The sequence below is a fragment of the Kitasatospora sp. NBC_00039 genome, assembly GCF_045160625.1.
In the GTDB taxonomy this organism is placed as follows: domain Bacteria; phylum Actinomycetota; class Actinomycetes; order Streptomycetales; family Streptomycetaceae; genus Kitasatospora.
The window spans coordinates 2,343,180-2,364,204 of record NZ_CP108289.1 but is presented as its reverse complement, the minus strand read 5'-3'; the positions used below and the strand labels follow the sequence as shown (position 1 = coordinate 2,364,204).

The 21,025-nt window shown below is 67.5% G+C and carries 8 protein-coding genes and 3 rRNA genes; 7 read left to right on the top strand and 4 right to left on the bottom strand.

Features of this window, described 5'->3' with window-relative positions; all coding sequences use genetic code 11:
• Positions 1-11 precede the first annotated feature (11 nt).
• Both OG286_RS10570 and OG286_RS10565 read right to left on the bottom strand, forming a co-directional pair.
• Entirely contained in the window at positions 12-2,852 is a 2,841-nt protein-coding gene (locus OG286_RS10570; protein ID WP_396325949.1) for a DEAD/DEAH box helicase, read from the bottom strand.
• A 112-nt stretch (positions 2,853-2,964) separates the two neighbouring features.
• On the bottom strand, positions 2,965-4,173 hold the full coding sequence (locus OG286_RS10565) for a serine/threonine-protein kinase (RefSeq protein ID WP_396325951.1): 1,209 nt from the start codon (positions 4,171-4,173) through the stop codon (positions 2,965-2,967).
• 1,120 nt (positions 4,174-5,293) lie between these two features.
• On the opposite strand from OG286_RS10565, the gene OG286_RS10560 reads away from it, so the two are divergent.
• The 3 genes from OG286_RS10560 (at position 5,294) to rrf (ending at position 10,415) form a co-directional block, all read left to right on the top strand.
• A 16S ribosomal RNA gene (locus tag OG286_RS10560) occupies positions 5,294-6,817 on the top strand.
• A gap of 276 nt (positions 6,818-7,093) precedes the next feature.
• Positions 7,094-10,215: ribosomal RNA gene (locus OG286_RS10555) — 23S ribosomal RNA — on the top strand.
• An 83-nt stretch (positions 10,216-10,298) separates the two neighbouring features.
• Positions 10,299-10,415, top strand: a 5S ribosomal RNA gene (gene rrf, locus OG286_RS10550).
• Together the 16S, 23S and 5S rRNA genes form the textbook arrangement of a ribosomal RNA operon.
• Before the next feature lie 174 nt (positions 10,416-10,589).
• On the opposite strand, the gene OG286_RS10545 is transcribed toward rrf, so the two are convergent.
• Positions 10,590-12,278 (bottom strand): proline--tRNA ligase, encoded by a 1,689-nt coding sequence (locus tag OG286_RS10545; RefSeq protein WP_405365118.1) that lies wholly within the window; start codon positions 12,276-12,278, stop codon positions 10,590-10,592.
• Between the two features lie 299 nt (positions 12,279-12,577).
• On the opposite strand from OG286_RS10545, the gene OG286_RS10540 reads away from it, so the two are divergent.
• The 4 genes from OG286_RS10540 to OG286_RS10525 all read left to right on the top strand — a co-directional run bounded on the left by OG286_RS10540 (position 12,578) and on the right by OG286_RS10525 (position 17,788).
• Positions 12,578-14,020 (top strand): glyceraldehyde-3-phosphate dehydrogenase, encoded by a 1,443-nt coding sequence (locus OG286_RS10540; protein WP_405362084.1) that lies wholly within the window; start codon positions 12,578-12,580, stop codon positions 14,018-14,020.
• A 267-nt stretch (positions 14,021-14,287) separates the two neighbouring features.
• Positions 14,288-15,952, top strand: a complete 1,665-nt coding sequence (locus OG286_RS10535) for a peptide-N4-asparagine amidase (protein WP_396319666.1) — start codon at positions 14,288-14,290, stop codon at positions 15,950-15,952.
• Between the two features lie 177 nt (positions 15,953-16,129).
• Entirely contained in the window at positions 16,130-16,858 is a 729-nt protein-coding gene (locus OG286_RS10530) for a DUF5995 family protein (protein ID WP_396319667.1), read from the top strand.
• A 201-nt stretch (positions 16,859-17,059) separates the two neighbouring features.
• Positions 17,060-17,788, top strand: coding sequence for a flavodoxin family protein (locus OG286_RS10525; RefSeq protein WP_396319668.1), 729 nt, complete (start codon positions 17,060-17,062; stop codon positions 17,786-17,788).
• A gap of 256 nt (positions 17,789-18,044) precedes the next feature.
• On the opposite strand, the gene OG286_RS10520 is transcribed toward OG286_RS10525, so the two are convergent.
• Positions 18,045-20,951, bottom strand: a complete 2,907-nt coding sequence (locus tag OG286_RS10520; RefSeq protein ID WP_405365116.1) for a protein kinase domain-containing protein — start codon at positions 20,949-20,951, stop codon at positions 18,045-18,047.
• Between the last annotated feature and the right edge of the window lie 74 nt (positions 20,952-21,025).

Sequence of the window (21,025 nt, the reverse complement as noted above, 5' to 3'; positions counted from 1 at the left end):
TCTCTCAGGGGTCAGACGGCCTGGGGCGGCGTGGGGGCGAGGACGGCGAGGACGCGCAGGAGCGGGCGGCCGGTGGTCAGCAGCGAGTCGGCGATGCCGGCCAGCCGGGCCTTGGTGCGCTCACCGGCCAGGGTCGGCTGTTCCCAGGCGCCGAGGCGCAGCCGGTAGTTCTCGATCGGTTCGCGCAGCGGTTCGTCCCAGGCCTCGCGGTGGTGCGCCAGGAAAGCCTCCGCGCGCTCCAGCGCGGCGGGGATGCCGTCCTCCAGCCGGTCGACGGGCCAGTGTTTCTGCGGGTTGGCCATGGTGGGGCCGACGCCGGAGCGGCGCAGTATCGCCACCATGTCGTCGTCGACGGCGCCGTCCCGCGTGACCGCCATCCACTTGACCACGGTCGGCCGGCCGAGGGCGTTGGAGTAGACGCCCTGGATCAGGTAGGTGGGTTCGGCGACGTCGGCGGTGACCACCAGGGCCTCCTGGCGTCCGAGGCGCACGAGCACCTTGTCGGTGAGCCATTCCACCACCGGGTGGAGGTCGGTGAGCAGGGAGATCTCCGGCCAGCTGGAGGTGGAGGACTCACGGGCGCGCTTCAGCGAATGCTCGGCGAGGCGGCGGTTGAGGGTGACGAGCATGCGCTCGCGCAGCCGCTGCTCGCGGACGTAGTCGAGCGGCAGCGCCTTGAGCCGGTGGACGAGGTCGGCGGGCGGCCGGAACGAGATGAGGCCGGAGGTCTCGTCGCGGTCCATCTCCAGGCTGGTCTGGGCGTCCGGGAAGACCTCGCGCAGAGCCTCGTCGAGGAACTCCCGGGTGGAGGCGAACAGGCGTGGGACGTCGGCGCGGGGTACCGAGGTGTCCTCGCCGGCGGGCTCCTCGCCGACCGAGCCGAAGAAGTCGGCGAGGAAGTCGTCCATGCCGTCGGCCTCGTCGGCCTGCGGGCGGTGCGCCTCCAGGGACTCCTCCACCGTGCGGCCGCGCAGCAGGTCCTGGATGAGCGACTTCTCCTCGGCCTCCGCGCGGTAGAGGCCGGTGACCGCCTCCGCCGTGCCGAGCTTCTGGTGGGCCTCGCGTTCACGGTCGAGCAGGCGCTCGGCCACGAGCGTGTCGTCCTTGGCGCCCTCGACCTCACTGGTGAGGATCAGCGCGCGGAACTCCGGGGGGTGGGCCTGGCCGTAGCGGTCGATACGGCCGTTGCGCTGCTCGATGCGGATCAGCGACCAGGGCACGTCGTAGTGGACGAGCTGGCTGCACTGCCGGTGGAGGTTGACCCCCTCGGACGCGACGTCACCGGTGAGCAGGACGCGCACGGGAGTGTCGGCGAGGCCGAAGTCCTCGACGCACTGCATCTGCTGCTCGTCGCTGAGGCCGCCGTGCATGATGCGGACTGCACCCTCGGCGGCCCGGCCCTTGAAGCCGAGCGCGGCCGGGAGGGCGGTGCGCAGCCACTCCAGGGTCTGTACACGCTCGGAGAAGACGACGACGCGGGTGTCGGAGCCGGGCTTGACGCCGATCGTCCGTAGCTCGGAGACGAGCGCGTTGAACTTGGCCGAGTCCGTGTCGGACATCGTGCCCGCCAGGTCCTGCAGACGGAGCAGGGCGTTCCGCTCGGCGGCCACCGCGGACTGGCTCTCCTTCTTCGCCAGCGTCTTGATCCGGGCCTCGACCGTCGCCCTGAGCGCCGCCGGAGAGGAGAGGAACGACTTGAGCAGGGTGTAGGGGAAGAGCGGCACGTCGCTGACCGACTTCCGGCCGTCGGACGGCAGCCAGACCTCGGCCAGCTCCTCGAAGATCCTCTCCTCGGCCGGCGTGGCCGTGCAGCGGACCGACCGCGAGGGGCCGCGGTCCGCCCACTGCCCCTTCATCTGCTCGCGGACCTCCTGGCTGATCTTCGTGCGTCGGATGAAGAGGTGCTCGATGTCCTCGGCACGGTAGTTCTCGTGGTCCCTGATGGCCGCGGGGTCGAGCAGGCTGATCAGTTCGGCGAAGGACCTCGCATCGCCGTTGTGCGGGGTGGCGGAGGCGAGGATGAGGGCGTCCGTGCGCGGGGCCAGGATCTGGGCGAGCTGGTTGCGCAGGGAGCCGCGGTTGATCAGGTTGTGGGACTCGTCGATGACGACCGCGTCCCAGCTGATCCGCTCCAGGTGGTGCTTGTACTGGTCGGTGTTCTTCAGGGTGTCGATGGAGACGATCACGCGCTTGAAGTAGGTGAAGGGGTTGCGGCCGGCGGGGATCTCGCGCTGGATCCGCTCGATGCCGACCGAGTCCAGGCGGATCAGCGGGATCGCGAAGCGCGTCCACAGCTCGTGCTGGAACTGCTCCAGCACGTGCTGCGGGGTGACGACCAGGATGCGGTCACCGCGGCCGCGCCGGATCAGTTCGGCGAGGGTGAGCCCGATCTCAAGCGTCTTGCCGAGACCCACTACGTCGGCGATCAGCATCCGGGGCCGCAGGTTGCGGCCGGACAACGCGAGCTGGGCCGGCCGCTGCTGGTAGGGCAGGCTGTCCAGCAGGAAGGAATCGGCGAGGGCCAGGCCGCGCTCGGACTGCGGGAGGGCGGTCCGGCGAAGAACGGCCTCCAGGAAGAGGCGGGAGCGGCGGAAGTTCGGCGAGTCGTCGGCGATGAGTTTGGTCTGCCGGGGGTCGACCAGCTCGATCCGGTCCAGAGCGGTGAAGAAGACCGCCTCCTGGTCGCGGACGAAGTCCGAGACGCCGACCACCTCTACGCGCGCGCCGTCGTGCTCGGTGAGCGAGCTGTTCCGTACGAGCCACACCTCGTCCCGAACGAAGACCTGCGCACCCGCCGGATACGGGTCCTTCGCGGTCCCGGTCGGTGTGGCGCTGCTCAGCTCGGGGGTCACCCGTTGCCTCCTGTATTCATCGTGCTGTGCGGTTGTCCTGGCGACCGTCCCTGCGGGACAACGCACCAGGTGAAGAGCTTACGGCGGTCGCGGCGAGAGGCCGCGGCGCCGGTCAGAACGGGGCACTGGCCGCGTACGCCTCACGCAGCTGCTGGGCGGTGCGGCGCGCCTGGAGGGATCGGCGCGCTGGGCGGGGAGTCGGCACCGAGGCCGAGGCGGCGGCAGGCCCGGGGGCGTCGGCGGGCGCGGCTGCCGCTGCCGGGGCGTCCTTGAGCGTCGGTGTGTAGCCAGGAACCTCGTCCGGTGCCGAGGGCGGGGTCAGGACCACGGTCGGCCCAGCGGTGGGTGCGGAGGGGGACGGGGCCTGGACCGTGGTTGCGTCGGCCGTCGCGGCGGGGGCGACGTTCGTGACAGGAGCCGGCATGACGGGATGGGGTACCGGAGGGGCCGCGGTCAGCGCGGTGAGGCGCCGACGGGCCTGGGCGATCTTCAGCCCCTGGGCCTCGATGACGGCACGGAATTCCTGGACCACGCCCGGTAGCGACGGGCGGGCCGTGGCCTCATGGGCGAGCATCGAGGCGATGACCGGGGAGAGGTCGGAGGGGACCTCGGTCAGATCGGGGGCGGTGTCCGGATCGGTGACCATGTGGAAGAGCACGTGGACGTTGGCCGCCTGGTAGGGGTACCGGCCGGTGAGAGCGAAGAGGAGTACGGCGCCCAGCGCGTACACGTCGACGGCCTCCGTCAGCGGCTTCACGCCGCTCGCCTGCTCCGGTGCCATGCACATCGGCGTGCCTACGACGGTGTTCGGCGCAGTGAGGGAGGAGCTCGACTCGGCGAACACGGCGAGGCCGAAGTCGATGACCTTGGGCCCGTTCGGCCCCAGCAGGACGTTCGCAGGCTTGAGGTCCCGGTGGAGCAGCCCCTGCTTGTGCACCAGCGCGAGGGCTTCGGCGAGCGTCGCGCCGAGCGAGGCCACCAGTACGGCGGGGAGCGGTCCGTACGCGTCGACGTGCCGGCGGAGGTCGGCCCCCTCCACGTACTCCGTGGCAAGCCAGGGCTGATCCGCCTCCGGATCGGCGTCGAGGAAGGCGGCCACCCGGTTGCCCCAGACCGTCTTGAGGACCTCGACCTCCTGCGCGAAGCGCAGGCGGGTCTCCGAGTCGACCAGCGACGGCTTGATCACCTTGACGGCTGCCTGCTCGCCGCCGGGGGACTCGCCGAGGTACACCTGGCCCATGCCTCCCTGACCGATGCGGGCGAGCAGTTCGAAACCGCCGATCTCGGCCGGGTCATCGGGGCTCAGGGGAGTCGTGTGCACGTCCGTCCTCGTCGTGGTGCCGGTGGAGCTGGAGTTGCTTCTCGCCACCGTAATGGACGCCCTTCGTGGCAGTAGTGGGATTGGCGGACACGGCCGCAGGGTCCCTCGGATCGCTTGGGCACTCCGGGATCACGCTCGAGCTCCGGTCCCAGGTGTGCGATCCGAGCGCCTGGACCGATGGATTTCGGCTCCCGCCTTGCTTGTCGGCCGTCGGGAGGACGGGCCCGGACCCACCGGGTGCGGGCCATAACCGGTCGGCGATGAGGGCGATCTCGGCCAGGAGTCCCGTCGGTGGCTGTTCCAGGTCCGGGGCGTGCTGGTGGATCGTCACTCCGGCATGGCGGACCTGGTGCGACGTGCGGGGTGCGCTGCCCTTGGCGTAGACGAGGTGGCCCTCGGGAAGTCCGAGCGCGGTGCAGTAGGCGAGCATCTGGTAGTAGAGCTCGGCGTCCGGGTGGCCGGCAGACCGACGGCCTGGTGAGCCGGGGCGCCGACAGGGACGCACTGCGGCGGTAGGCGACCGTGCCCGACCTGGTCGACGACTTTGTTTCCCGCCCGGATGGGCGTAGTGTTCTCTAGTCGCTCGGCAGGGAGCACCGGACACGCATCGGCGCGGACGGTCCCGGGGCGGCCAATCCCTAGAAACACCACTTCCCGGTTCGGGCTGGGTCGCGTATTGCCTTTTTCGGCGACGTGGCTCGGGGCCTTATTCGGCGTGCCCGTTTATATGGATTGCGGCCGGATTCGCCTTTCGAGGCGGGGATGGGCTAGAGTTTGAAACGTCGGACGGGGCGTCAAGCCGCCTAAGACACCAGCGAGTTGGATGAATGAAGCGCCGGAAACGGAGCGGAAAACGTCTGGTAAGCTGGAAACACGAAAGAACGAAGCGCCCGGAGGGCCCGCTGGAAGGCGGTCCGAAGGAAGTGTCCGTTCCTTGAGAACTCAACAGCGTGCCAAAAGTCAACGCCAGATATGTTGACATCCCCGGCCTCGGTCTTCTGACCGGGGTTGGAGATTCCTTTATGAAGTAAACACTAGCGAGGACGCAGTGCGCGGGGCCGCCCTATTCCGGTGGTTGCCGTGCCGCTCGACGCGAGTGCGGCCCGATTGCGGGCAGACATTCACGGAGAGTTTGATCCTGGCTCAGGACGAACGCTGGCGGCGTGCTTAACACATGCAAGTCGAACGGTGAAGCCCTTCGGGGTGGATCAGTGGCGAACGGGTGAGTAACACGTGGGCAATCTGCCCTGCACTCTGGGACAAGCCCTGGAAACGGGGTCTAATACCGGATATGACCTGGGACCGCATGGTCCTGGGTGTAAAGCTCCGGCGGTGCAGGATGAGCCCGCGGCCTATCAGCTTGTTGGTGGGGTAATGGCCTACCAAGGCGACGACGGGTAGCCGGCCTGAGAGGGCGACCGGCCACACTGGGACTGAGACACGGCCCAGACTCCTACGGGAGGCAGCAGTGGGGAATATTGCACAATGGGCGAAAGCCTGATGCAGCGACGCCGCGTGAGGGATGACGGCCTTCGGGTTGTAAACCTCTTTCAGCAGGGAAGAAGCGCAAGTGACGGTACCTGCAGAAGAAGCACCGGCTAACTACGTGCCAGCAGCCGCGGTAATACGTAGGGTGCGAGCGTTGTCCGGAATTATTGGGCGTAAAGAGCTCGTAGGCGGCCTGTCGCGTCGGATGTGAAAGCCCGGGGCTTAACCCCGGGTCTGCATTCGATACGGGCAGGCTAGAGTGTGGTAGGGGAGATCGGAATTCCTGGTGTAGCGGTGAAATGCGCAGATATCAGGAGGAACACCGGTGGCGAAGGCGGATCTCTGGGCCATTACTGACGCTGAGGAGCGAAAGCGTGGGGAGCGAACAGGATTAGATACCCTGGTAGTCCACGCCGTAAACGTTGGGAACTAGGTGTTGGCGACATTCCACGTCGTCGGTGCCGCAGCTAACGCATTAAGTTCCCCGCCTGGGGAGTACGGCCGCAAGGCTAAAACTCAAAGGAATTGACGGGGGCCCGCACAAGCAGCGGAGCATGTGGCTTAATTCGACGCAACGCGAAGAACCTTACCAAGGCTTGACATATACCGGAAACGGCTAGAGATAGTCGCCCCCTTGTGGTCGGTATACAGGTGGTGCATGGTTGTCGTCAGCTCGTGTCGTGAGATGTTGGGTTAAGTCCCGCAACGAGCGCAACCCTTGTTCTGTGTTGCCAGCATGCCTTTCGGGGTGATGGGGACTCACAGGAGACTGCCGGGGTCAACTCGGAGGAAGGTGGGGACGACGTCAAATCATCATGCCCCTTATGTCTTGGGCTGCACACGTGCTACAATGGTCGGTACAAAGGGCTGCGATGCCGCGAGGCGGAGCGAATCCCAAAAAGCCGGCCTCAGTTCGGATTGGGGTCTGCAACTCGACCCCATGAAGTTGGAGTTGCTAGTAATCGCAGATCAGCATGCTGCGGTGAATACGTTCCCGGGCCTTGTACACACCGCCCGTCACGTCACGAAAGTCGGTAACACCCGAAGCCGGTGGCCTAACCCGTAAGGGGAGGAGCCGTCGAAGGTGGGACCAGCGATTGGGACGAAGTCGTAACAAGGTAGCCGTACCGGAAGGTGCGGCTGGATCACCTCCTTTCTAAGGAGCAATATGCCGCTTGCAGGCGAATGTTCTGCACGGTTGCTCATGGGTGGAACGTTGACTATTCGGCACATCAGGTAGGGCCTGTTAGTACTGCTTCGGCGTGGAACACAGAGCACTGCATGATGTGTCGGGCACGTTGTTGGGTCCTGAGGGAACGGCCGTATGGCTGTTGCTTCAGAGATGCCGGTCCCACTGAAGAGATCCGTTCGGGTCTTGGGGGTGGGTGACTGGTCGTTGTTTGAGAACTGCACAGTGGACGCGAGCATCTGTGGCCAAGTTTTTAAGGGCGCACGGTGGATGCCTTGGCACCAGGAACCGATGAAGGACGTGGGAGGCCACGATAGTCCCCGGGGAGCCGTCAACCAGGCTTTGATCCGGGGGTTTCCGAATGGGGAAACCCGGCAGTCGTCATGGGCTGTCACCCATACCTGAACACATAGGGTATGTGGAGGGAACGCGGGGAAGTGAAACATCTCAGTACCCGCAGGAAGAGAAAACAACCGTGATTCCGGGAGTAGTGGCGAGCGAAACCGGATGAGGCTAAACCCAGGTGGTGTGAGACCCGGCAGGGGTTGCCACTTGGGGGTCGTGGGATTTTTCTTGACCGGTCTGCCGGCCGGTCGGCGAGTCAGAAACCGTATGGATAGTCGAAGGACATGCGAAAGGTCCGGCGTAGAGGGTAAGACCCCCGTAGACGAAATCTGTGCGGCTCGTTTGAGAAACTCCCAAGTAGCACGGGGCCCGAGAAATCCCGTGTGAATCTGGCGGGACCACCCGCTAAGCCTAAATATTCCCTGGTGACCGATAGCGGATAGTACCGTGAGGGAATGGTGAAAAGTACCGCGGGAGCGGAGTGAAATAGTACCTGAAACCGTGTGCCTACAAGCCGTGGGAGCGTCGGACATGCAGCTTGCTGTGTGTCTCGTGACTGCGTGCCTTTTGAAGAATGAGCCTGCGAGTTTGCGGTGTGTAGCGAGGTTAACCCGTGTGGGGTAGCCGTAGCGAAAGCGAGTCCGAATAGGGCGTTTGAGTTGCACGCCCAAGACCCGAAGCGGAGTGATCTAGCCATGGGCAGGTTGAAGCGGAGGTAAGACTTCGTGGAGGACCGAACCCACCAGGGTTGAAAACCTGGGGGATGACCTGTGGTTAGGGGTGAAAGGCCAATCAAACTCCGTGATAGCTGGTTCTCCCCGAAATGCATTTAGGTGCAGCGTCACGTGTTTCTTGCCGGAGGTAGAGCACTGGATAGGCGATGGGCCTCACCGGGTTACTGACCTTAGCCAAACTCCGAATGCCGGTAAGTGAGAGCGTGGCAGTGAGACTGTGGGGGATAAGCTCCATGGTCGAGAGGGAAACAGCCCAGAACACCGACTAAGGTCCCTAAGCGTGTGCTAAGTGGGAAAGGATGTGGAGTCGCAGAGACAACCAGGAGGTTGGCTTAGAAGCAGCCACCCTTGAAAGAGTGCGTAATAGCTCACTGGTCAAGTGATTCCGCGCCGACAATGTAGCGGGGCTCAAGCACATCACCGAAGTCGTGTCATTGCAGCAATACCCCCAACGGGGGCTGTGATGGGTAGGGGAGCGTCGTGTGCCGGGTGAAGCGGCGGTGGAAACCAGTCGTGGACGGTACACGAGTGAGAATGCAGGCATGAGTAGCGATACAAGAGTGAGAAACTCTTGCGCCGATTGACCAAGGGTTCCTGGGTCAAGCTGATCTGCCCAGGGTAAGTCGGGACCTAAGGCGAGGCCGACAGGCGTAGTCGATGGACAACGGGTTGATATTCCCGTACCCGCTTTGAAGCGCCAACGCTGAACCTCTTGATGCTAAGCCCGTGAAGCCGGCCCGGAGTCTTCGGACAAAGGGACGTGGTGGAGCCGGTGACCCAATGGGGTAGTAGGTGAGCGATGGGGTGACGCAGGAAGGTAGTCCAGCCCGGGCGGTGGTTGTCCCGGGGTAAGGGTGTAGGACGAACGGTAGGCAAATCCGCCGTTCACATAGTCTGAGACCTGATGCCGAGCCGATTGTGGTGAAGTGGATGATCCTATGCTGTCGAGAAAAGCCTCTAGCGAGTTTCATGGCGGCCCGTACCCCAAACCGACTCAGGTGGTCAGGTAGAGAATACCGAGGCGTTCGGGTGAACTATGGTTAAGGAACTCGGCAAAATGCCCCCGTAACTTCGGGAGAAGGGGGGCCATTCCTGGTGACGGCACTTGCTGCCAGAGCTGGGGGTGGCCGCAGAGACCAGCGAGAAGCGACTGTTTACTAAAAACACAGGTCCGTGCGAAGCCGTAAGGCGATGTATACGGACTGACGCCTGCCCGGTGCTGGAACGTTAAGGGGACCGGTTAGCTTGGATTCGTCCAGGCGAAGCTGAGAACTTAAGCGCCAGTAAACGGCGGTGGTAACTATAACCATCCTAAGGTAGCGAAATTCCTTGTCGGGTAAGTTCCGACCTGCACGAATGGCGTAACGACTTCTCGACTGTCTCAACCATAGGCCCGGTGAAATTGCATTACGAGTAAAGATGCTCGTTTCGCGCAGCAGGACGGAAAGACCCCGGGACCTTTACTATAGCTTGATATTGGTGTTCGGTTCGGCTTGTGTAGGATAGGTGGGAGACTTTGAAGCAGCAACGCCAGTTGTTGTGGAGTCGTCGTTGAAATACCACTCTGGTCGTGCTGGATGTCTAACCTGGGTCCGTGATCCGGATCAGGGACAGTGTCTGGTGGGTAGTTTAACTGGGGCGGTTGCCTCCTAAAGGGTAACGGAGGCGCCCAAAGGTTCCCTCAGCCTGGTTGGCAATCAGGTGTTGAGTGTAAGTGCACAAGGGAGCTTGACTGTGAGACTGACGGGTCGAGCAGGTACGAAAGTAGGGACTAGTGATCCGGCGGTGGCTTGTGGAAGCGCCGTCGCTCAACGGATAAAAGGTACCCCGGGGATAACAGGCTGATCTTCCCCAAGAGTCCATATCGACGGGATGGTTTGGCACCTCGATGTCGGCTCGTCGCATCCTGGGGCTGGAGTAGGTCCCAAGGGTTGGGCTGTTCGCCCATTAAAGCGGTACGCGAGCTGGGTTTAGAACGTCGTGAGACAGTTCGGTCCCTATCCGCTGTGCGCGTAGGAGTGTTGAGAAGGGCTGTCCCTAGTACGAGAGGACCGGGACGGACGAACCTCTGGTGTGCCAGTTGTCCTGCCAAGGGCATGGCTGGTTGGCTACGTTCGGGAGGGATAACCGCTGAAAGCATCTAAGCGGGAAGCCTGCTTCGAGATGAGCACTCCCACCTCCTTGAGAGGGTAAGGCTCCCAGTAGACGACTGGGTTGATAGGCCGGATATGGAAGCCCTGTGAGGGGTGGAGTTGACCGGTACTAATAGGCCGAGGGCTTGTCCTCAGTTGCTCGCGTCCACTGTGTTGTTCTGAAACAACGACCCCATGACATGGCCTGTCGTGGTGCGGTTGACAGTTTCATAGTGTTTCGGTGGTCATAGCGTGAGGGAAACGCCCGGTTACATTCCGAACCCGGAAGCTAAGCCTCACAGCGCCGATGGTACTGCAGGGGGGACCCTGTGGGAGAGTAGGACGCCGCCGAACAATCATTCACAAATAGGCCCCATCCGGGAACGGATGGGGCCTATTTGCATTTCTGCTGACGGCCCCACACGAAGGCCGCCCGCCGACGCGCCCCGTGAACCGGGGAAGCGTCAACGGGCGGCCTGCAAAATGGCGTGCGCGCTGGTGCTACGCGGGTGGTGCTGCCGATGGGTGCTACGCGGAGAGTCGCGTCAGCGCGTCCTCGACGGTCAGCTCCTCGCGCTCACCGGTGCGCCGGTCCTTGAGTTCGACGACGCCCTCGGCGGCCCGCCGGCCGACCACCAGTACCGTCGGCACGCCGAGCAGCTCCGAGTCGGTGAACTTGACGCCGGGGGAGACGCCGGCACGGTCGTCGACGATGACTCGCACCCCGGCCGCCGTCAGCTTCTCCGAGAGCTCCAGGGCCAGTTCCGTCTGGACGGCCTTGCCGGCCGCCACGATGTGGACGTCCGCCGGGGCGACCTCGCGGGGCCAGCAGAGGCCCTGCTCGTCGGCGGTCTGCTCGGCCAGCGCGGCGACGGCGCGCGACACGCCGATGCCGTACGAGCCCATGGTGACCCGGACCGGCTTGCCCTCCTGACCCAGCACGTCGAGCTCGAAGGCGTCGGCGTACTTGCGGCCCAGCTGGAAGATGTGGCCGATCTCGATCGCCCGGTCCAGCCGCAGGCCGGTGCCGCAGCGCGGGCAGGGGTCGCCGGGCTCGACGACGACCACGTCGAGGTACTGCTCCACCTCGAAGTCACGGCCGCAGACCACGTTGCGCGCGTGCGTGTCCGGCTTGTTGGCGCCGGTGATCCAGGCCGTGCCCGGGGCGATCCGCGGGTCCGCGAGGTAGCGCACCCCGGTCAGTCCCTGCGGCCCGACGTAGCCGCGCACCAGGTCGGGCCGGCCGGCGAAGTCCTCGGCGGTGACCAGCTCGACCGCGGCCGGGGCGAGGTGCTCGGCGAGCTTGCCGAGGTCCAGCTCGCGGTTGCCGGGGAGGCCGACGGCCGTGATCCCGCCGTCGACCTTGACAAGGAGGTTCTTCAGGGTCGCGGAGGCCGGGACGCCGAGGTGGGCGGCGAGCGACTCGATGGTCGGGGTGTCGGGGGTGGGGATCTCCTCCAGTGCGGGGTGCGCCGCTCCCTCGACCGCGGGGACGACCGTGGTGACGGCCTCGGTGTTGGCCGCGAAGTCGCATGCGGGGCAGTCCGCGAAGGTGTCCTCGCCGGCCGCGGCGGGGGCGAGGAACTCCTCGGAGGCCGAGCCGCCCATCGCGCCGGAGACGGCGGAGACGACCCGGAAGTCGAAGCCCAGCCGCGTGAAGATCCTGATGTAGGCCTCGCGGTGCAGCCGGTAGGCCTCGCCCAGTCCCTCGTCCGTGACGTCGAAGGAGTACGAGTCCTTCATCTGGAACTCGCGGCCGCGCAGCACGCCCGAGCGGGGCCGGGCCTCGTCGCGGTACTTGGTCTGGATCTGGTAGAGGATCACCGGCAGGTCCTTGTAGGACGTGCACTGGTCCTTGACGACCTGGGTGAAGACCTCCTCGTGCGTGGGCCCGAGCACATAGGGCGCGCCCTTGCGGTCCTCGAGCTGGAAGAGCAGGTCGCCGTACTCGTCGGCGCGGCCGGTCCTCTCGTAGTTCTCGCGCGGGAGCAGCGCCGGCAGCAGGACCTCCTGGCCGCCGATCGCGTCCATCTCCTCGCGGACGATCCGGGAGACGTTCTCCAGGACCCGCTTGCCGAGCGGCAGCCAGATCCACACGCCGGCCGCAGAGCGGCGGACGTAGCCGGCCCGGACCAGCAGCTTGTGGCTGGTGGTCTCGGCGTCGGCCGGGTCGTCCCGCAGTGTCTTGAGCATCAACTGGGACATTCGCAGGACCATTTGGCTCTCCCGGGGGTTCTCTGAACGCTGCTGCCAAGCGTATCGAGCCCTGTGACGCCCGCTCCGGGAGCGCCGCCGACCCCCTCGGCCGTACTCGTCGCCCGCGCACTCGGAACGGCCGCCACCCGTGCCCGGCGACGGCCGTTGCGGGGCGGCCGTCCGGCGGGGGCGGGGCGGTGCCGGACGGGCGGGAACGGCGCTGTGCCAGGGGAAGGCCATGCTCAGAGGGGGTCCGGCCGAGGGGGCGCAGCGGCCGGAAGGTAGCATGAGGGCACCCTCCTAGCTCGAAAGATGGACTTGTGACTGTCAACGACGACGTGTTCACGGACTGGAAGAACCGCGAGGAGATCGCGGAGTCGATGATTCCGATCATCGGCCGACTGCACCGGGAGAGGGACGTCACAGTCCTGGTTCACAGCCGCTCCCTGGTGAACAAGTCGGTGGTCAGCATCCTCAAGACCCACCGGTTCGCCCGCCAGATAGCCGGGGAGGAGCTCTCGGTCACCGAGACGCTGCCGTTCCTTCAGGCGCTCACCACGCTGGACCTCGGTCCCTCGCAGATCGACATCGGCATGCTCGCCGCCACCTACGGTGCCGACGACCACGGCCTGTCGGTGGAGGAGTTCACCGCCCGGGCGGTGGCCGGCGCGACGGGTGCCGACAAGATCGAGCGCTCCGGCTCGCGTGACGTCGTGCTCTACGGCTTCGGCCGCATCGGCCGTCTCGTCGCCCGCCTGCTGATCGAGAAGGCCTCCGACAACGGCCTGCGGCTGCGGGCCATCGTCGTTCGCCAGGGCGGCGACCAGGACATCGTGAAGCGCGCCTCGCTGCTGCGCCGCGACTCCATCCACGGGCAGTTCCAGGGCACCATCACCGTTGACGAGGCGAACAGCACGATCATCGCCAACGGCAACGCGATCAAGGTCATCTACGCCAACGACCCGTCCGAGGTCGACTACACGGCGTACGGGATCAACGACGCCATTCTGATCGACAACACCGGGAAGTGGCGCGACCGCGAGGGTCTGTCGAAGCACCTCCGCCCCGGCGTCGACAAGGTCGTCCTGACCGCCCCGGGCAAGGGCGACGTCCCGAACATCGTGCACGGCGTCAACCACGACACGATCAAGCCGGACGAGCAGATCCTGTCCTGCGCCTCGTGCACCACCAACGCGATCGTCCCGCCGCTGAAGGCGATGGACGACCAGTACGGTGTGCTGCGCGGCCACGTGGAGACCGTCCACTCGTTCACCAACGACCAGAACCTGCTGGACAACTACCACAAGGCCGACCGCCGCGGCCGCTCGGCACCGCTCAACATGGTGATCACCGAGACGGGGGCCGCCTCGGCCGTCGCCAAGGCGCTGCCGGACCTCAAGGCGAAGATCACCGGCAGCTCGATCCGCGTGCCGGTGCCGGACGTCTCGATCGCCATCCTCAACCTGCAGCTGGCCCGCGAGACCACCCGCGAGGACGTCCTCGAGTACCTCCGCGACATCTCGCTGACCTCGCCGCTGAAGCGCCAGATCGACTTCACCACCGCCCCCGACGCGGTGTCGAACGACTTCATCGGCTCGCGCCACGCCTCGATCGTCGACGCCGGCGCCACCAAGGTCGAGGGCGACAACGCGATCCTCTACCTGTGGTATGACAACGAGTTCGGCTACTCCTGCCAGGTCATCCGGGTCGTCCAGTACGTCTCGGGCGTCGAGTACCCGACGTTCCCGGCCCCGGTGGTCTGATCCCGGCGATCTGCTTCCGTGGTTTCGATCCCGGTCCTGATCCCTGATCCCTGATCCCGGACCTCCTGATCCCGGACCCCGATCCCGCGCAGGCCCGAAGGCCGCTCCCGCTTCCGGCGGGAGCGGCCTTCCTGCATGGCCGGGGTGCCGGCCCCGGCGTTGCGCCGGCCCGTCCGTGAGGCGAGGACCATCCCCGCTATTGACGGTGTCATGCCAGTGCCGGGAGGATGCCGGGGTCGTCCGTCCGGGCTGAGGAGAGGGACACCGATGGCTGTTCGTCCGCTGATCCGCCGAGCCGGCCGCCTGCTGGGGGCGGCCGTGCTCGCCCTCACCGGGGCGCTGGCCGCCGCCGGCCCCGCGCAGGCCGACTTCGGGAGCGACTACCACGACCCCGTCAGCGCGGCCAAGCCGCTCACCAGGCCGGACACGCGCTCCTGCACGGTCGAGGTGATGCACGACCAGCCGTTCCGGGACGGGTACGGCAGCCCGCCGGACACGCCGTACAGCGCCACGGTGGTGCCGCCCGCGGGGTGCACGGGGCCGTGGTCGGCCGTGGTGATGGAGCTGCACGGGCAGGTGGCCGGGCGGCAGTTCGACCGGCTGTTCAGCGTGCGGGTCGGCGGGGTGCAGGTACTGCTCTCCTCCACGCCCGAACCGTCCAAGGACGGGATCGAGTGGTCGGTCGAGCGGGACGTCACCCGCTACGCGCCGCTGTTCGCGGGCGGGGCGCAGCCCTTCTCCTTCGACCTGGCCAATGTCACCGACGACACGTACACCGGCGTGTTCCGGATATCGGCGAGCTTCACCTTCTACACCACCTCCGCGCGCCGGCCCGCCGCCCGCACCGCCGACCGGGTGCTGACCACCGGGGCGTTCGGGCTCACCCAGGCCGCCCCCACGGCAGCCCGCGAGCTCACTTTCCCGCAGAACCTGGAGCGGCTGACCGCCGAAGTGTACGCGCGGGGCGGGGGCGCCTGCGAGGAGTTCGCGTACGCCTCCGCGCCGGACGAGTTCGCACACGCCAACCCGGGGACCGGCATCTGCGGGAAGGGACCTTTCCGTGAACTGCGGCTCAGCGTCGACGGGCGGACGGCCGGTGCGGTCTGGCCGTACCCGGTGATCTACACCGGCGGGTGGGACCCGCTGCTCTGGCGGCCCACGCCCGGCATCTTCGCGTTCGACCTGCCGGCGTACCGCCTCGACCTCACCCCGTACGTCGGCCTGCTGCTGGACGGCCGCCCGCACTCCGTCGGCATCACCGTCAACGCGGCCGAGGCCCAGGGCAACGACCTCTGGAGCGGGCAGGTCAACCTCTTCGCCGAGGTCGACCACGGCGCCGCGCGTACCAGCGGGCAGCTCACCGAGTACCGGGTGGCCCCGGAGGCGGCGGTCGGGACGGTCCTCACGGACCACGGCGGCGGCAGCGGGGACTGGGACGTGACGGCGAACCGGCACGACCTGGCGCGCGGCTGGGTGCAGACCTCGCACGGGCGGATCACCACCGAGGTCCGCGACGACCTCGCGTTCAGCTCCGCCCAGCAGCTGCGGGACAGCGGCAACGACCTGACCCTGCGGGACCGCACCGACCTCACCCGGACCACCGCCACCTGGGGCGCCGGCCCGCACCGCACCACCACCGTCCACGAGGGCGAGCCGCTGGACGTCACCTACAAGGTCACCCACGACGCGGCCGGCAACAGCGACCAGCGCACGGCCATGGAGCTCGGCTACCACCGCGAGTCCACCACCACCGTCGGGGCCCGGACCACCGAGCGTTCCACCGTCGACCACACGCTGCGCCCGACCGCCCACCGGCACGACGGCGACACCACCGTCCGCACCGGCGGCTCGGCGGAGGACTACCGCAGCACCGGGCCGGACGGGCCGTACCACCGCAGCATCACCACGGTGGACGGCTGGCCCGTGGGGTAGGGCCGGCGGCTGCCGGGGCGGCGGCGGTTCCGAGCCGCCCCGGTGGTCCCCGCGGGGGCGGTTCGGGTGAACGGGGGCGGTGTGTCCGGGACGGCGGCGGGCGTGGCGGCGACAGCCTGTCTGGATAGGGGGCAGTCGGACCGAACGGCACCGCCGAACGCCTCGGAAGGGGACACCATGACCCAGTCGAAGACCAGGGCCGCGCAGAGCGTCGAGGAGGTCATCGAGCGGACGCGGGCGCTCAAGGCCCGGCTGGACCCCCGGGACGGCGTGGCCTGTTTCAACCGGATGTACCTGCGGGTCAACGAGCTGGTCGGCGAGCGGCTGGTGGCCGGCTACTTCCAGGACCAGGCGTTCATCGAGCGGCTGGACGTGGTCTTCGCCAACCTCTGCTTCGACGCGGTGGACGCGGACGAGACCGGGCGGCCGGTGAACCCCTCCTGGCAGCCGCTGCTCGAGGCGAGGGACAACCGGGTGGTCTGGCCGGTCCAGTTCGCCTTCGCCGGGATGAACGCCCACACCAACCACGATCTCCCGCTCGCGATGGTGGCCACCTGTATCGATCGCCGCACCACCCCGGACACCCCGCCCGTGCACGCCGACTACCTCAGGGTGAACGAGCTGCTCGCCCAGGTCGAGGCGGAGGTCCGGGCCTCGTTCGAGGCGCAGATCGTCAAGGTCACCACCGAAGCGGCCGAACCGCTGAAGCACATCGTCGCCAGCTTCTCCATCGCCGGCGCCCGGGACGCCGCCTGGGCCACCACCCAGACCCTCTGGCACCAGCGCAACCTGCGCCCGCTCTACGACGCGACCCTCACCACCGTCACCGCGGGCACCGTCCTGGCGGGCCGGATGCTCCTCACCCCCGTGTTGCCCCCGGTCGACCGGCCCGACGGTGGCGCCTGACGGATCCCTCCTCCCCCTGGCCCGCCCGCCGGGGTCAGGCAGTCGGCCCAGTCCGACGGGCGGCGGCGGAGCGGGCCGGTTGGACTGGTGGGCGACCCGTCCCGTCGCAAGGCCCCGCAAGGCCCCACGGGGCCGCCCGAAAAGGGCCCCCGCGAGGCCACCCGCAAGGCCCTGCAAGGCCACCCCCGAAAGGCCCCGCCGATGTCCCAGCCGGTGTCCGCCCCGCCCCACCGCTACGACGACCTGCGCGCGGTGGTCCTCAACTGCACGCTCAAGCGCTCACCCGAACGCAGCCACACCCAGGGCCTGATCGACGTCAGCACCGGCATCATGCAGCGCCAGGGCGTCCAGGTCGACGTGCTCCGCGCGGTCGACCACGACATCGCCACCGGCGTCTGGCCCGACATGACCGAGCACGGCTGGGAGACCGACGACTGGCCGGTCCTCTACAGCCAGGTGATGGCCGCCGACATCCTCGTCCTCGCCGGCCCGGTCTGGCTGGGCGACAACTCCTCCGTGATGAAGCAGGTGATCGAGCGGCTCTACTCCTGCTCCTCGCTTCTCAACTCCGAGGGCCAGTACGCCTATTACGGCCGAGTTGGCGGCTGCCTGATCACCGGCAACGAGGACGGCGCCAAGCACTGCGCGATGAACGTCATCTACAGCCTCCAGCACCTGGGGTACGTCATCCCGCCGCAGGCCGATGCGGGCTGGGTCGGCCCGGCCGGCCCCGGGCCGTCGTACCTCGACGCCGGGTCGGGCGGTCCGGAGAACGACTTCACCAACCGCAACACCACCTTCATGACCTGGAACCTGCTCCACCTGGCCCGGATGCTGAAGGACGCGGGCGGCATCCCCGCCCACGGCAACCAGCGCTCCGAGTGGGACGCCGGCTGCCGCTTCGACTTCGAGAACCCCGAACACCGCTGACCGCGCCCGACCCGGCAGGCCCCGGATCTGCCCGGGGAGCGGTGTCGGCGCTGTCGACATGGTGCGGCCACTGTTCGTAGACCGTCGGTGGCCATGATGGCGATCTCCCGGCAGAGCGTGAGTGACTCCGGCGCCACGCCGGCCGGAAGACCCGTGGCCGCCGCGATCGCGGACGGCCCCATCGGTCCGTTGGGCTCCACGCTCTGGCCTCGGGATGTGCATGGCCATTCCTTCTCGGGAGTGAGACAGGGCCGGGTCAACCCAACGAGCGGCGCAAGCGTTCCAGAAGTTCCGACCATCGATGCAAGCGCGCGGCCCCCGGATGTTCAGCCGTCACACGGGCTGCTTCCGCGGCCGCGCCGACCACGCCGTTCTCGTCGGCCCAGCGGTACCAGCCGATGGCCTCTCCATATGCGCCGCGACGTTCATGCGCCCGGGCACCATCCAGAATGGCCGCCGCCTCGCCGGCCTCTCCGGCTCTGCGTAGCCAGGACAGGGCGGCCTGGACGTGCTCGTCGCTGCCTGCCTTCAGCTGGGCCCGGGCGACGCTCCGCATGGCCTGGGGGTTGCCGGCCTCTGCGGCCCGCAGCCGCCAGTCGAACGAGTGGGCTGAGTCCAGTCCCACCAGGGCCAGCATGGCCTCGCTCTCCCCGGCCTCGGCGAGAGCGCGGTACAGCCCTATGGCCTGTCTCATCAGCTGTTTGCGCTCGCCAGGTCGGCCGGTCCGGTCGCGCAGTGCGAGGCACAGCCGGGCGGCGTCCCACCGGACGGTGTGGTCATGCAATTCCTCGGCCTGAAGAAGGCACCGCAAGGCGTCCTCCAGTCGGCCACTCGTCTCGTGTTCCATGGCGGTGGCCCGCAGCGACGCGGGATCCGGCTGCCCTGCTGCCGTCGGCGCCTCGGGCTTCCGGCCAGGCGGAGTCGTGGTCTTGGGTGCGGCAGACTTCGACCTGCCCGTCTCGCCCCTCCCCACGGTGGGGTTCGGCGCGGTCCGTCCCGCGGCCTTCGTCGGGACGGGACCGGCGGACGCGGGCTCTGATGCCGTGGACGTGGACGTGGACGTGGACGTGGACGTGGCCGGGCCGGCGTCGGCCAGTGCGGCGCGGAGGCGTCTCACTTCGAGGGGGGCCTTCGGAAACCCCTTCTCGGCGGCGCGAAGGTACCACTTGAGCGCTTCCTGCCCCCGTCCCGTCTGTTCCAGGATGTCCGCCGTGTCGGTCATGGCGCCGAGCAACCCCTTGTCGGCGGCTGCGCGGAGATGGGCCAGCGCTTCGGTCAGCCGACCCTCCCCGCGATGCCAACGCCCCATCCAGTGCTGTGCCGTTGTGTTGTCCGCAGCGGCCGCTCGACGGTACCAATCGAGTGACTGAGCCTGTTGGTTCGGATCCTTGACCAGAATCTGGGCGGTCATCACCATGGCGTGGGTATGGCCGGCCTCGGCGGCGCACTGGTACCAGGCGAGGGCTTCTTGCTCGCGCTTCGCTCGCTGATGCCAACTAGCGAGTGCCAGCATGGAGTTGACCTGGCCGTGGCGAGCTGCGACCTCGTGCTCGCGCATCAGCGCGTCGTCCGCGCCGGACACCTGGGCGCGGGCCAGCGCGGCTCGGACGCGGGCCACCGCCTCGGGGGCCTTCTCATGCTTCCAGGCGGCGGCCTTCTCGTACCATTCGAGGGCTTCTGGCAGCTCGTCAGGTTCCTGTTCCAGTAACTCACCGAGCCGCATCGCGGAGTCGACGAGTCCTCCCTCGGCCGCCCTCCGATGGAGGGAGACGACCTGGTCCTGCCGTTCCGGGAAGTGCTGCTCGATCAGTTGCGCCGCCTCCAGCGCGCCGGTGGGATTACCGGATTCAGCCGAGCGCAGGTACCAGTGCAGGGCTTCCCGCCAGTCACGGACAGTACGGTAGGCGGTCCCCAACCGGCGCATGGCGTGAGAGCTCCCTGCCTCGGCAGCAGCTCGGTACTGGGAACCCGGCCCACCTGCGGACCCCTTGGCGGCCGCAGCCTCGTCAGTGGGCGTTGCCGGCGGCCTCGGCGACGGTTCGGTCTTCGGCGCAGTCTGCACGGGCACCCGGTGCACGGGCCCGGCGTTGGTCGCCGACTGGGTAGTCGCCTCGTGAACCGACGGTCCAGGCGGTGCAGGCGGAAAGTCACGTTCGCTGGCTGGTCGGGCAGCCGGCGACGTGCCGGCGGCTGGGGGCCGTCCTGCACCGGGCCCGGGGCGGGACGGTGGTTCCTGCTCGGGCCACCGATACCGCATGGGCTCGGCCAGGTCAACGGCGAGATCCGACAGCCCGGCCAGCGCGCGTCGAAGCCCGGGTGGCAACCACTCCTGCTCCTTCGGTGACACGCTCGGCGGCAGCAGTCGGGTGAGCTCTTCAGGGGTCGGCCGGTTCTGTGGCGTCGGTTCCAGACAGGGGAGGACGACCTTTTCGACGGTGGGCGGCAGGCCGGCGAGCTGCCGGCGTCCGTGCAGGATGTTCGCCCCGATCTGGGTCGCGGATCCCGGCCCGAACGGGTGCCGGTTCAGCGCCGCATACGCCAGCACCAACCCGAGGGAGAAGATGTCGCTCGCCGGCCCCACCCCGGGTTCTTCCTTCAGCTGTTCGGGTGAGGAGAAGGTTTCCGTGCGTGGTGAGGCCCCGGAGCCGGTCAGCGTGACGTCGGCGGGGGAGACGTTCCGTGCGATCCCGAAGTCGATGACGTACGGTCCGTCGCCGGCCAGCAGGATGTTCGCGAGTTTGAGGTCACGGTGCACGAGGTCCGAGGCGTGGATGCTGCGCAGGGCATCGGCCAGGCCGGTCGCCAGGACCCGCCATGCCCGCTCCGGCAGCGGGGTTCCGCAGTGGTCGAGTGCCTCCGCCAGGTCGACCCCGCGGATGTAACGGGTGGCGAGCCAGGGCTCGGCGGCGCTGGTGTCGGCGTCCACCACCTCGGCGGTGTACGCGCTGTCGACGGCGCGGGCCGCCTCGACCTCCCGGGCGAACCGGCTGCGGAAGTTCTTCGGATTCCTCGCCAAGTGCTCGGGCCGGATCGTCTTGAGCGCGACTCCGCGGCCGAACTCGCTGCGAGCGAAGTAGACGCTCCCCCAGCCGCCCCGGCCAAGCAGGGCGAACAGCCGATACGGCCCGATCGTCTCGGGATCGTTCTCGCTCAGCGGTTCCACCTCGGCTCCCTTCCCCGGTCCTTCGGCCACCACTGCACCCCGGCGAGCGCGTTCTGCGCCCAGCCTGGCAGTCT

Excerpts from the sequence above, each read along its gene's own strand:
- OG286_RS10545 (WP_405365118.1), bottom strand. The coding sequence starts at position 12,278 with ATGGTCCTGCGAATGTCCCAGTTGATGCTCAAGACACTGCGGGACGAC.
- OG286_RS10535 (WP_396319666.1), top strand. The coding sequence starts at position 14,288 with ATGGCTGTTCGTCCGCTGATCCGCCGAGCCGGCCGCCTGCTGGGGGCG.
- OG286_RS10530 (WP_396319667.1), top strand. The coding sequence starts at position 16,130 with ATGACCCAGTCGAAGACCAGGGCCGCGCAGAGCGTCGAGGAGGTCATC.
- OG286_RS10525 (WP_396319668.1), top strand. The coding sequence starts at position 17,060 with ATGTCCCAGCCGGTGTCCGCCCCGCCCCACCGCTACGACGACCTGCGC.